This window comes from Verrucosispora sp. WMMD573 (assembly GCF_027497175.1).
In the GTDB taxonomy this organism is placed as follows: domain Bacteria; phylum Actinomycetota; class Actinomycetes; order Mycobacteriales; family Micromonosporaceae; genus Micromonospora.
Window position 1 is genome coordinate 3189363 of sequence record NZ_CP114901.1, and the last position, 13662, is coordinate 3203024.

A 13662-nucleotide genomic window follows, 5' to 3' on the forward strand; every position below is an offset into this window, starting at 1 on the left:
AGGACGCGCAACCCCCGGTGCCGCAATCTGAGCATCAGGCAACGCACTGAACTCGGCGCGATCGCGCTGGATGCTGCCGTCCATGGTCACGTTCTCTGACGTGCGGTCGGCGGCCGAACGAGTACACCGGGCGGTGTTCTGGGCCGGGTCGTCCGTGCCTCCGTGATCTATGGTGCTCCTCGTCACACAAGGACCCGGAGGGCGGCGCACGATGGCTCGTACACAGCTGTACCTCGTCCGCCACGGCGAACAGGGTTCGGTCTCCGACCACGCCCCGGACGAAGGTCTGTCGCAGCTCGGCCGCGACCAGGCCGACCGGCTGGGCAGACGGCTCCGCACCGTGCCTTTCTCGGCCGTCCACCACAGCTCACTGGCCCGGGCGGCCCAAACCGCCGACATCGTCGCCCGCTACCTCCCACAGGTACCACGACACGACTGCGACTTCGTCGCAGACCGTACGCCGGTGCCTTCTGCCGCCGAACGTGGCCGATACCCGGGACGGTGGCATGCATGGCTTGACGGTGTGCTCGACGACGAGCGCGACGAAGACGCCGTGGCCCTACGGGCCGCCGTTGAGCACTTCGGGGTCACCGGCGAGGAGGACCGGCATGAACTGCTGATCACGCACAACTTAGTGATCGGCTGGTTCGTCCGCCACGTGCTTGACGCCCCGGTGTGGCGGTGGATAGGCCTCAATCAAGCCAACTGCGCTATCACCATCGTGCAGTGGGATTCCGATCGACCGCCAACCTTGGTCAGCTTCAACGACACCGGACACCTGTAGCCGAAGAGCATCCGCTATGGCGGATGCCCGAGATCGCGTTTCGGGCACGGCCCTGCGTCATTGGGCGATCGCGAGCGCGAGCAGACCCTGGTCCAGGCCCACCACCAGGGTGTCGCCAATGGCGCAGCAGGTCAGCGCCGGATGGTAGACGGGGATGGTGTGCACCGCCCGGCCGGTCGTCGGATCCCAGACTCGGACCGTGCGGTCCCGGCTGGTCGATGCGATCAAGTTGCGACCGCCGATCCGCACCAGGCTCAGCCCGGTGACCGGGCCGCGGTGCCCGGTGAACCATCGAACCGGCTGGCCCCACTCCGCGTCCCACATCCGGATCGTGTGGTCCGCGCTGGCCGATACCAGCATCGGGCGACCGGCCACCACCACTCCGCACAGCGCGTTGACCGCATCCTGATGTCCCTGCTGTAACCAGAGCGGGGTATCTCCACCGGCCCACAGCATCACGGTGCCGCTCTTGTCCGCCGAGGCGAGCGCCTCGAAACCCGGCCACCTGACCGTGGCCAAGGCGGTCACCCAGGCGCGGGTGACGTGGCCGAGGAGCACCGCGCGTACGGTGCCGGTGTGCGGGTTCCACAACCGGATTGCCTGGTCGTCGCCGGCCGAGGCGATCAGGGTTTCACCCTTGACGACGATCGGGCAGACCGCGGCCACCGGGGCGTGGTGTTCGGTCATCTCCCAACCCAACGTGCCGTCCCGGGCGTTCCACGCGCCGACGGTGTTGTCCTCCTGCGCGGTGAAGATCAGCGGCTCCTCGTCGTCGGCGACCGCACACATCGCGTTGACCGCGCTGCCCTCCGTCTTGAACTCCAGGACCCGCTCGCCGGTGCTGACATCCCAACAGCGCACCTGGCCGTCGACCCCGCCTGCGGCTACCAGTGCTGGCTGCCCACTGGGCACGGGGCAGAGCGCGCTCACCGGACCGTACCGGTCCGGGTCGGTGACCGTGTCCGGCTGACCGCCGGCCGGATCCCACAGCCGCACCGTGCCGTCGTCGCCGGCGGTGGCGAGCATCCGTTCCTTCGCGGTACGCAGCTCGCAGACCGCACGGACCCAGTTCGCATGCCCCTGCAGGCTGGGACGGCTGACCCAGGTCTGTACCTCCCACAGCCGGATGAAACCGTCCTCGCCTGTCGACACCAGCAGGCATCCGCCGTCGACGTCGACAGTGCACAGGTCGGTGATCGGTCCGCCGGTGTCGAGGGTCTGTACCAGCCGGCCGGTCAGGGGATTCCACAGGCGGACGGTGCCGTCGTAGCCCGCCGAAGCGAGCAACGTGCCCTCGGGCGAGCGGACGGGGTAGAGGGTCGTGACCCAGCCAGCATGGCCGACGAGGGTCAGCATTGGTCGGCCACCGGCGCTCGGTTCCCAGATCCGGATCACACTGTCGAAGCCGGTGGAAGCCAACAGGTGCCGGCCGCCGGCGGGAACATACGTCACCGCCGTCACCCAGCCGACGTGTCCGGTCAACACGTACCGCTGATCGCCCGTATCCGGATCCCAGACGCGTACCGTACGGTCGTCGCCGGCCGAGACGAGCAGATCACCGGCGGGCAGCGGAATGACGCAGATGTTGCGTACCCAGTCGTGGTGCCCACGCAACTCATGCCGGCGGCGGCCGGTCCGTGGTTCCCACAACCCCACCGTGCCGTCGTGGCTGGCGGTGGCGATCAGCACCTCGCCGGCACCGGTCCGGACCGCGCACACGCCACGGATCGTGTCAGCGTGGCAGGTGAAGACCGACTCGACCTGGTTGGTCAGCGGATCCCAGAGCCGGACGGTGCCGTCGTCACCGGCCGAGGCGAGGAGCCGGCGGTTGTCGATCTCGATGGCCGCGACGTCGTAGACCGCCTGTGAGTGCCCGTCCAGCACGCTGCGTTCCTGTCGCGGCGGTGTGTGCGCCCACCGCGCCCGGTACGGTGCCTCGTCCGCCACGATTCCGCTGTTCAGGCCATCGAGGCGGTCGACGACCGAGAGGAGCGCGGCGCGCTCGGCCGGTTCCGCCGCCACCGCCAGCGGGGTGCGTTGCAGCAGCCTTGCTCGGGCCTGCGCGAGCGGTGCGGTAGGCGTGTGTTCTGCGTCGACCACGGTGAGCAACCGGTCGAGGTGCGCGTGCAGCAGGTAACCCTCGTCGGTGAGCAGCCGTTCCACCAGACCGGCCCGGGCGGCGTGCTGCGGTAGCGAGCGCAGCAGGTAATCCGGACAGGCCGCCCATCCGGTGACGCCGGCCAGGTCGACCCAGGCGGACACCAGTCGGCGCTGGTCGTCGCGGCGCAAGGCCCGCACGTCGCGGTCGGCCAGCAACGCGTCGTTGAGGGCCTGGTGGAACAGCCGGTACGCGGGCTGCGCGCCTCCGCCGCTCTCGACCAGGAAGTTCGCAGCGGCGGTACGGGCGAACCCGAGCAGTTCCGACTCGGTGACGGTCCCGCCCAATGCTGTCACCGCCGCCTGCCACAGTGGCAGCGGCAGTCCCGGTGTCTCGGCGTATGCGAGCACGGTCAGGGCCAGTCGGGCGGGTGTCGAGCCCGCCGCAGGCAGCCCGGCGAGGTAGGCGTCCAGCGCGTGCGCCACGGTGGCGGTGAACGACACCGTTGCCGGGTCGACGGGTTCGGTGTCGCGCAACGCGTGTGTCCGGGCGACCAGGCCGGCGACGAGAAAGTTGCCCTTGGCCAGGGCGGCGATGCGGCGGGCGAGTGGGGCGGCGGTCCCCGGATCGGCGTACGGGTTGGCGGGCCGCTCGACACCGAGCAGTTGCAGGGTCGCCTGGGCATAGTTGACGAGATCGGCTTCGGCGAAGTACTCCGGTGCGTCCAGGTCGATCAGCTCCGCGTCGTCGCCGAAACAGGTGACCAGATTGCCCTGGTCGTCGGAGCGTCGGGTGCCGACCACCACCCGGACCCCGTACCGGCCGCAGTCGCGGGCCAGCGGCAGCAGGATGTCGTCGATGATCTGCCGGGCGTGGCCGGGGTCGACGGCCTCGTCGAGCGCGTCGATGATCAGCGCGAATCGGTTGGGCCGGCGCTCCAGCCGGTCGCGTACCGCCGGCATCAGGTCGGCGGGAGCACCGGGCAGGTCGACGGCGACTGCCTGCGCGATCTCGGTGGCAACCTCGATGGCGGTCTTGCCCTTGGCATGCACGGCACACGACACCGAGCCGACCTTGGCCCGGACGGCTACGTCGTCGCGCGGCAGCGTCGCCCGGATCTGCCGGTCGGCGGTGGTGACGACCCGGCCGAGGGCAGCGGACTTACCCACGCCGGGTGAGCCTGTGACGATCAGTGGTCGTTCGACAGGCCCCGAATCGTCAAGCCAGCTCACGATGCTGCGCAGGGCTGCGGTCCGGCCACGGAACCAGGCGCCGCCTTCGGTGTCCACTCCCACACCCCGGGCCCGGGGAAGCCAGTGCCGACCGGCCTCGCCGTCGCTGCTCAGCGCCCATCCCCAGGCGGACAGGGCGCTGTCGTCGGCGTCCTCGACCCGCCAGGCGGACAGGCTGCCCAGCTTCATCTCGGGTAGCTGTTCGTCCGCGTGGTGGAGGGTCACGGCCTGGCCCTTGCCCTGGCTGTCGGCAGAGACCACGACGCCGATCACCGCCTGGTATTCCGGCGACCAGACGGCACCGCCGCTGAAGCCTCTGCTCAGTCCGCCGCTCGCGCCACTGTCGATCATGACGTGCCCGTAACCGCCGATCTTGGTGAAGGTGCCAGTGGCCGAGGTGCCACCGGGGATCGCGGTAGGAAAGCCGTACGCCCAGAAGGGGCGATCGACCAGTGGCCGGGGTTCCAGGCAGCGTAGCCGGGCTGCCGAGACCGTGGCCGGCACCGGCTCGACGAGTTCGAGCACGACCAGATCGACGTGTGCGGCTTGCTTGCCGTCGTGCAGACACTGCCGGACCTTACGTCGATCGAAGTAGCTGACCTTCGATGCGAGCGGAAAGGCGACCCACAGATCGTCGTGGAAGTTTCCGTCCGCGCCGAAGGCGACGTGATGGCAGGTGAGGACGAGATTCGTGTCGATGACGATTCCGGCGCCGACCGGGATGTGCTGATCGGGTCCGCGATGTAGGGCTACCGACCACGGGCTTCCGTCAGGGGCTGCTGTCACGGATCACCCCATCCGTCAAAGCCGCGACACGGTGCCGTGAGCCGGTGAGCCGCCTCCGTGCCAGGTCAGGGTGACCTCGAAGTTCGCCTCACCGGTCGCCTTGGCTATAACCCAGTTCGCCGTCCCGGTCGCCTTGATCCCGAATCGCACCTCGACCACGTCCGGTGCCGCGGCCTTCACCTGCTCGAGTAACTCCCGCGCGGCAGCGACAGCCGGCGCCGCGGACTCCCGCACCCATCCGGCGACATCGCCGGTGCCCGCAGGCTGAAAGCCCGGAGGCGGCTCGACTTCGATCAGCGCGACCGTCTTGTCGTCGACCTGGTAGCGGACCATCTCAGACTGCACCGGTCACCTCTCCGTGGCGCTTCTCCGATACGGCAGGAGAGGCCGCGGTTTCGTGCACTCGCGGCTGGCCTCTCGCCGATCAGCCATGCTGCCTGTTGTCGTGGATATTTGGCAACGGCCGATTACCTGATTACCCGACAACGCTCCGAACAGGTGTTTCAGCCACCCGGCCCAGGCTGCGCCACTGAAGATCCGCTCAGCCGTGCTGTCGGTTTTCGTCAGCTCGAATGACGACCTTGCGCTTGCCGGTGACCGTCGGCAGAATCGGCCCGGGCGTGGGGCCATTCCCGTTGCCGCGCCAGGATCACGGCCACCCCTCCGAGTCTTCGATCATCACCGTCGACGTGGTGAGAGCTCGTGCCACAGAGGAGCATCCGCATGTCGGAAAGAGAACTGACCCTCGTTGAACGGTGCATTCTGATCACATTAATGATCAAGGCGACCCCGTTGCCGCAGACGTACTTCACCAACGTCGCCAAGATCTCGCTGAAACCCGATCACCGTCGCCGCCTACGGTCCCTCGACCTTATCGACGTCGTCGAGAAGCCGAGGATCACATTGGAACTCACCGATAAGGGGTGGCGTCGGGCCGCCGAGGAGTTGGGTTCGGAGCCGCCGAAGGGCGCGGGTACGGCCGGCGGGGTGCTCTACGTCGCATTGGATTTCCTGCGCCGCCTGATCGACCACTCCGGCAGTGCCGTCGACGACCTGTTTCGACTCCAGATCAAGGGAGAAGCCGTCGTCTCCGCGCTCACCGTGCCGTCGCCGGTCACGGCCCCGACAGTCGACGCCGTCGCGCTGGTTCGGCAGGCGTACCACGGCCTGGCCGGTCGACCGGGGGCCTACGTAATGCTGTCCGATCTGCGTGCCGCGCTGGACAGCCTGGGGCGTGCGGAGGTGGACGCCGCTCTGGTCAAACTCAACCGGGACCGCAACGTGCACCTGGTGCCGGAGTCCAACCAGAAGGTGCTCCGACCGGAGGAGCGGGCCGCTGCGGTGAACATCGGCAACCAGGACAAGCACCTCATCGCCATCTCGTCATGATGACCGAGGAGGAACGGCGGGCCCTGGCCGCGCTGAGGTTCAACTGGGCCCCGACCCCGGACGATGTGTGGAAGCCGACGCCGTTCCATGTCGACGGACTGCACCATGACGTCGTCGCCACGGTGCTGGACAGCTTCGCGGAGGCGGACCACAGCGCCGACTCCAGTCCTGTCGGCGTCGCAGTCCTCGGCCAGCGGGGCACCGGCAAGACCCACCTGCTCGGCACGGTGCGTCAGCAGGTGCAGCAGCGCAACGGGTTCTTCTTCCTGGTCGAGCTGCTGGAGGCCCGCGCGTTCTGGCACAGCACCGCGATGTCGATGCTCGCGGGTTTTGCCAGGCCGATGCCCGACGGCGCGACACAGCTGCGTACGTTCCTGCGCCGGCTGGCCGATCAGATGGATGCTCCGCGGACGGTACGGCGGGCGGTGACCGGGGAGACCGAGCTCAGCCGACCCGCGCTCGACGCCTTCGTCGACCTGATCCGCAAGACGAATCGGCAGATCGGCACCGAGTGCCAGGACACCGCCAGGGCGCTGGTCCTCTACGCCGCCGAGCAGCCGGCGCTGCAGGACATCGGCTACTACTTCCTCTGCTCCAACGACGAGGAGGAGCCGGGGCTGCGGGCCGGGTGGGGTCTGCGGCGCAGCCGGCGGGCCCCACAGGAGGTGGTCAAGGACACCTCCAGACTGCTCGCCATGGTCGGCCCGACGGTGATCGCGGTCGACCAGATCGACCTGATGGTCGCCCAGTCGGTCAAGACCACTCACAAGGACGTCCGCGGCGAGGTCGACTGGCAGACGTCGTTGCTGTTGGAGCAGGTCGCCAGCGGCCTGATGGCGCTGCGCGAAACCACCCGCAGGTCGCTTTCCGTGGTCTCCTGCCTCCCGCAGACCTGGCAGGACGTCAAGGAGCAGGCCACCGACACGGTGCAGGACCGGTTCCGGGAGGCAGCCTTCCTCAAGGAGATCCCCTCCGTCGAGGTCGGACGCGAACTGGTTGAGAAGCGGTTCGCCGTGCTCTTCGACGGGCTCGGGTTCTCACCGCCGTACCCGACCTGGCCCATCCATCCGTCCGCATTCGACGAGGTCGTCGGCTTCACCCCGCGCGAGTTGCTGCGCCGCATCGACACGCACGTCCGGGCCTGCCTGGCGGCCGGTGAGGTACGCGAACTCCGGCACCTGCTGCTCTCCGCCGTCGGTCAGCGGGCCCCGGCGGTAGAGGCGACGCCGGTCCGGCCGGCAACGGCGGCGAGCCTGGCCGACGAGTACGGGAAGATCGACGCCCGGTACGCGGAGCTGATTGCCGCAGCGGACCCTGAGCCCGCGGTACACCAGCAGTCCGAGGACGCCCGGGTGCCGGAGTTGCTCAAGGCTGGGCTGACCGCCTGGATCGCCGAGCAGGGCAGCGCAGTCGAGGCGTTCAGCCTCGACCCGATACCGGCGGGCGGAAAGCCGGCACTGCACGCACGGCTGCGGCACAGCCTCGACGACGAGAGCGAGGACGAGGAGCACTGGTCGTTCCGGGCGATCTGCGCGCCGCACCACATCGCCGCGCTCAATCGGATCCGCAACGCCATCACCACCGCCGGACTCACCGAGGGTGTCGCAAAGCGGCGGCTCTTCCTGCTCCGCAGCGACGACTGGTCGGCTGGTGCGCGTACCCGGGAGGTGCTGGACGCTTTCGAGCGGGCCGGAGGCCGGACGCTCGGCTTCCCGGCCGCGGACATCAGCCGGCTGGCCGCCCTGGAGCAGCTCATCCAGACGTACGGGCTGGAGACGCTGCGGCCGTGGTTCGCCGAACGGCGACCGGCGGCGGACATCGGCTGCCTGCGCGACGCGCTGGGCAGCCGTCACCAGGCCTCCGAGGGGGCAGCACACCGAGTGGTCGGCCGGGCATCGGTCTCGACACCGCCTGCTGTGCATCCGCCGCCTGCCGTGCGGCCGGTGACCGACCTGCCGCGGCCCGACGACGTGCCGGTGATCGGGTCCGCCGCCGGACCGCCCGCCGCAGGTGTGGATCCGCAGCACCTGGTGCTCGGCACCGTCACCGGGCGACCGGATCCGGTACGGGTCGGTCTCGAATCGCTGCGTCGGCACACGGTCATCTTCGCCGGTTCCGGCTCCGGCAAGACCGTCCTGATCCGCCGGCTGGTCGAGGAGTGTGCCCTGCGCGGTGTCTCTGCCATCGTTCTCGACCCGAACAACGACCTGGCCAGGCTCGGCGAAGCGTGGCCGGCAACCCCGGACGGGTGGGGGTCGGATGACGCGGACCTGGCTGACGCCTACCTGTCCGGCACCGACGTGGTGATCTGGACGCCGGGTCGACAGGCGGGCCGGCCGTTGAGCTTCCAGCCGTTGCCCCGGTTCGCCGACGTACTCGACGATCCGGACGGATTCACCGCCGCGGTGAACGCCGCCGTCGCCACCCTCGCGCCGCACGCCCGGGTAGACGGCGGGACGGACAAGGCCCGGCTCGGCCGGGCGGTGTTGCGCGAGGCGTTGATCGGCTACGCCCACACCGGCGGCAACGACCTGCCCGAGTTCACCGAGTTGCTCAACGAGTTGCCCGACGGGATGAGTCAGCTCGATGGCGCGCCGAAGCTGGCAGCGAGCATGGCGCAGTTGCTCAAGGCGGCATTGATCAACGATCCGCTGTTCGGTGGTGCCGGCACGCCGGTCGACCCTGGTGAACTGCTCACCCCGCCGCCGGGCCGGCGGGCCCGGATATCGGTGATCAGCTTCGTGGGTCTACCCGACGACCACCAGCGGCAGAGCTTCGTGAACCAGTTGCAGCTCGCCCTGTTCACCTGGATAAAGCGTCATCCGGCAGGTGACCGGCCGCTGGGTGGGCTCTTCGTGATGGACGAGGCGCAGACCCTGGCTCCCTCCGGGACCGTCACCGCGTGCACGCAGAGCACCCTGGCCTTGACCTCGCAGGCGCGCAAGTACGGGCTGGGTCTGGTCTTCGCCACCCAGTCACCGAAGGCACTGCACAATCAGATCCCCGGGAACGCGGCCACCCAACTCTTCGGCCTGTTGACCGCGCCGGTGCAGATCGAGGCGGCCCGGGACGTCGCCCGGGCCAAGGGCGCCGACGTGCCCGACGTCGGCAAGATGCGGACCGGGCAGTTCTACGCCGCGGTAGAGGGCAGCCGATTCGTCAAGATGCAGGCCCCGATGTGTCTGAGCCATCACCCCCGCAGTCCGCTGACCAGCGAGGAAGTCGTTAGGCGTGCGGCGCGCCAATAGGCAGTGACTGGGGGTACCTCGGTGACGGCGCGGTCAGCGGCCGTCCGCGCTGGCCGGTAGCGCGAAGCGCCAACCGTCCGCGTGCAGGGTGGGGATGGCCCGGTCGACGGCTTCCACGGTCTGGCTGCGGTCGCCACCGCCGTCGTGCAGCAGCACCACCGCGCCCGGGGCGACGCCCTCGATGAGACGCCGCAGCAGCTCGTCGGTGCCGGGCGGTTCCCAGTCGGTCACGGCGAGCCGCCAGCCCATCGGCCGCATCCCGAGCGCCGTGGCCACGCTGGGCGTCTGGCCCCAGGCGCCGTACGGTGCCCGGAAGTAGGGGACCCGGACGTGCGGGACGGCGTGCCGGATGACGGCGTTGGTCTCCAGCAGGTCCGAGGCGATCCGCCCGGCGGCCCAGGCGCCCATGTCGTCGTGGTGCATGCTGTGGTTGCCCAGCGCGTGTCCGGCCGCGACGATCCGGCGTACCAGCTCGGGGTGCTCGATGACCCGATCGCCCTGAAGGAAGAAGACCGCCCGGATGGCGTGGGCGGCCAAGATGTCGAGTAGGTGCGGGGTGTGCTCCGGGTGTGGTCCGTCGTCGAAGGTGAGGCACACGACCCGCTCGGTGCCGATCACCTCGGTGGGCCGTACCGGTGGCGGTCCGACGCCCAGCCTGGACGCGGCACGCGGGGGACGCAGGGGCTGCGTGGTGGACGACATCGATCGGACCTTCCGCTGGTGGGCCGTGTGGGGCGCCGAGCGCCCCACACGGCCCGCTGGTGGTGGATGGCTGGTCCGCCGCCGTGACGAGGGTCAGCGGCGAGGCTTGGGTGCGATGCGGGGCAGGACGTACGGCGGGCCGGCGAGGATCAGGTCGGACTTGATCTCGTGGTAGGCCAGCTTGGGCTGGTAGTTCTCGTCCATGATGGTGGCCAGGCCCTCGGGCGGGTCGTCGAACCAGCCCGGCACCCAGGAGTGCTTGTCGCTGAAGCCCCAGACGGTGTACGAGAGGCAGCTGCGCACGGCCAGGCAGGCCTTCATCAGCACGCTGTGGTTGGCGGCCGACGCCTGCAACCTGGGGTTGATCTCCTCGGAGTTGCCGGCCTGGACCGCCTCGGTCATCTGGCTGCGGACGTCCACCTCGGTGAACGCGGTCGCCACCCCGAGCGAGGTGAACTTCTTCAGCGCCTCGGTCACCTGGAAGGTGTTGAAGTTGCCGTACTGGGTGCCGAGGTGGCCCTGCGCGCCGACACCGTCGATCGGTACGCCCTGGGCGCGCAGCCGCTTGACCATGTCGTACACGAACTGGGTCTTGTCGTCGGCCGGGTTCCCGGAGCCGAACGCCTCGATGTTGTAGTCGTTGTAGAACAGCAGCGCCCTGGGGTCGGCGGCGCGGGCCCACCGGAACGCGTCAGCGATGTAGCCGGGCCCGAGGTTCTCGGCCCAGAAACCCTTGTAGCGCAGGGTGGGCGGAGTGTCCCAGGGGTCGCTGACCGCCTCGTTCACGACGTCCCACTGCCAGATCTTGCCCTTGTAGCGCTTGACCACCGTGGTGATGTGCTTGCGCAGCAGCTCGCGCAGCTCCTGCTTGCTGATGGAGCCGTCGGCGACCCCCTCGGTCAGCCACTGCGGCAGCTGGTTGTGCCAGACGAGCACGTGGCCCCGTACGCTCTGGCGGTTGCGCTTGGCGAAGTTGATGAGCTGGTCGGCCGGCTCCCAGTTGTAGGTGCCGCGGGTGGGTTCGAGGCTTTCCCACTTCATGGCGTTCTCAGCGGTGACCGAGACGAACTCGGATCCGGCGATCTTGCGGTATTCCGGGTCGGCGGCGTCGTTGAGGGCGTCCGCGCTTACCGCGGTACCGATCTGTAGACCGTGGCGCAGGCCGAGGGCGCCCAGGGTCTTCGCGGTCGGGTCGTACGGCCGGCCGGCCGTGGCCGGCACCATGTTCAACGTCGCAGCGGTCGCGACGGCGACCGCACCGACGGCCATCCACCGTCTCAACTTCATCTGCATTCCTCTCGATCTTCAATCGACATACGTCGATCATGAAGCGCCGGTTCGGGCCGGTGCTGAGCAGGTTGGCAGCGGTACGCGGCGCCATGGTCGGACGTGTCACGTGGTCGCGGAGGGCGCCGATATCTTTCCGGATGTCGATCGGTAACTTGGTCGAAACATTAGGGCTATCGATGCCCGCAGTCAACCACGAAGACTTCCGGAAGCGGCCTTTGTGCACTGCTGGAACGTCCGGTTTACAACCGGGAACTTCCGGATCCACTCCGGCTTCGGGGCCGCTGATCGGCACCCCACCCCGGTACGAAGTGGCCGGGCCGACTCGCTCCCGCGGGTTCCGTGGACGGGTTCGAGCCGGCCCGGGTCCAGGGCCCGCCGCGGCGGGTCGGTCGGACGATGCGCGCCGTCGACCGATGCGGGATCAGTGTTCGAGATAGGTGGCGTGGTCGAAGTCGGCGTAGCGCCCGTCGCCGCCGATGTCCTGCACCCAGAGGCCGAGCAGGGCGCCGGTGAAACCCCACGCCGCCGGTTCGCCGTCGACGATCCGGGCCGCGTGTTCGTCCGACAGGATGGTGGCGTCCAGTTCCACCGGCAGCCGCCGCCAACCGTCGCCGAGGTCGTACGCGAAGCTCAGCACCGGACCGTCGAAGGTGACCCGCAGGCCGACCCGCAGCCGGCCGCCGGTGTCGACGGTCAGGTTCGGGTACGCGGTGCGGTGGCCACCGTCGCAGCTGAGCAGCTCCAGCACCGACCGTCCGTCGTCGGCCCGGGTCAGGTAGAGGTGGTGCCAGTTCTCGGTGTTGTAGTAGCCGGTGATGCCCGCCAGGTGCCGGTGGTCGCCCGGGTCGAACTCGACGACGGTCTCCAGAGAGCAACGGACCGCACCCACCGGCCGCGCCACCAGGCTCGGCGTCTGCTTACCGACGGGAGACTGACCACCGTGCACCCGCAGGTGCGACGGACGGGCGCGCAGGTCGATCCAGTCGTCGGTCGCCGGCCGCCGCAGGGTCGACCAGCCGGCGCCCAGCTGCGGAGCGTCGAAGTGGTCGGTGGTCGGCTCGTCGGGCCATGGATGGGCCGGCAGGTCCGGGGCGGGGATCTCGTCGGCCGGAACCCGGCCGGACACGCACGGCCAGCCTCCCGGTGACCAGTCGACCTTCTGTATCGCGGTCTCTCGCCCGAGGACACAGTTGCCGAGCGGCGTGTAGGGGCGAGCCGCCAGGTGGGCCAGATACCACTCACCACGCTGGGTGCGGACCAGACTGCCGTGGCCGGCCTTCTGTAGCGTCAGTTCGGGGCGGCCGACCGAGGTGAGCAGGGGCCCGGCCGGGTCCACTTCGTACGGCCCGAACAGGTCTCGCGACCGGGCCACGGTGACCTGGTGTTCCCAGCTGGTGCCGCCCTCGGCGGTCACCAGCCAGTACCAGTCGTCGTGCCGGTAGATGTGTGGACCCTCGGTCAGCCCTACCTCGGTGCCGGTGAAGATGATCCGGGGTCGGCCGACCAGTTGCCGCCGGGCCGGGTCATACTGCTGAATCTCGATGCCACCGAAGCGGTCGCGCCCCGGCCGCCAGTCAGCACTCATCGCCAGCAGCCAGGAGGTGCCGTCGTCGTCGTGGAACAGCGCGGCGTCGAAGCCGTGCGAGTGCAGCCGTACCGGGTCCGACCACGGTCCCGTGATGGTCGGCGCGGTGGTGAGGAAGTTCTGTGCGTCCCAGTAGCCGCTGGCGAAGCTGGCGACATCGCTGTAGACCAGGTAGAACAGTCCGTCGTGGTACGTGAGGTCAGGCGCCCAGATCCCGTTGGAGTCGCCGCACCCGCGCAGGTCGAGCAGGCGTCGTTCGGTGATGATCCCGCCGAGCTCCCGCCAGTGGACGAGATCCTTGGAGTGGTGCACCCGTACGCCGGGGTACCACTCGAACGTCGAGGTCGCCAGATAGTAGTCGTCATCGACCCGCAGGATGGACGGGTCCGGATGGAAGCCGGTAAGGACGGGGTTGCGGATCGACCGGGCGATAGCCACGTCTGCGATCTCGGTCGACATGTTCCACTCCTTCAGGTCACGATCCCGGTATATTCCCGGAAATACTCCGGAAGTGCCAAGATTGCGCTCACGGTATCGGCTGGTGTCCC

8 protein-coding genes are annotated in these 13662 nt (G+C 69.2%); 3 read left to right on the plus strand and 5 right to left on the minus strand.

What is annotated here, in order from left to right:
* Window positions 1-169 precede the first annotated feature (169 nt).
* Window positions 170-784, plus strand: coding sequence for a histidine phosphatase family protein (locus tag O7601_RS14780; protein WP_281566698.1), 615 nt, complete (start codon window positions 170-172; stop codon window positions 782-784).
* Window positions 785-841: 57 nt separating this feature from the next.
* Here the strand turns inward: O7601_RS14780 and O7601_RS14785 are convergent, their stop codons facing one another.
* A complete protein-coding gene (locus tag O7601_RS14785; protein WP_281566699.1) occupies window positions 842-4900 on the minus strand; it encodes a trypsin-like peptidase domain-containing protein in 4059 nt (1352 codons plus the stop codon).
* A 15-nt stretch (window positions 4901-4915) separates the two neighbouring features.
* A complete protein-coding gene (locus tag O7601_RS14790) occupies window positions 4916-5233 on the minus strand; it encodes a CU044_2847 family protein (protein ID WP_281566700.1) in 318 nt (105 codons plus the stop codon).
* Window positions 5234-5674: 441 nt separating this feature from the next.
* On the opposite strand from O7601_RS14790, the gene O7601_RS14795 reads away from it, so the two are divergent.
* The gene (locus O7601_RS14795; protein WP_281566701.1) at window positions 5675-6289 is read left to right on the plus strand and encodes a hypothetical protein; all 615 of its coding nucleotides are present in this window, start codon (window positions 5675-5677) and stop codon (window positions 6287-6289) included.
* Window positions 6286-9537, plus strand: a complete 3252-nt coding sequence (locus tag O7601_RS14800; protein WP_281566702.1) for an ATP-binding protein — start codon at window positions 6286-6288, stop codon at window positions 9535-9537. The genes O7601_RS14795 and O7601_RS14800 overlap by 4 nt, the downstream gene beginning before the upstream one ends.
* A gap of 33 nt (window positions 9538-9570) precedes the next feature.
* On the opposite strand, the gene O7601_RS14805 is transcribed toward O7601_RS14800, so the two are convergent.
* From O7601_RS14805 to O7601_RS14815, 3 genes are all read right to left on the minus strand, one after another.
* Window positions 9571-10239, minus strand: a complete 669-nt coding sequence (locus tag O7601_RS14805) for a polysaccharide deacetylase family protein (RefSeq protein ID WP_281566703.1) — start codon at window positions 10237-10239, stop codon at window positions 9571-9573.
* Between the two features lie 93 nt (window positions 10240-10332).
* Window positions 10333-11526, minus strand: coding sequence for an endo-1,4-beta-xylanase (locus O7601_RS14810; RefSeq protein WP_281566704.1), 1194 nt, complete (start codon window positions 11524-11526; stop codon window positions 10333-10335).
* A 424-nt stretch (window positions 11527-11950) separates the two neighbouring features.
* Window positions 11951-13573 (minus strand): glycoside hydrolase family 43 protein, encoded by a 1623-nt coding sequence (locus O7601_RS14815; protein ID WP_281566705.1) that lies wholly within the window; start codon window positions 13571-13573, stop codon window positions 11951-11953.
* Between the last annotated feature and the right edge of the window lie 89 nt (window positions 13574-13662).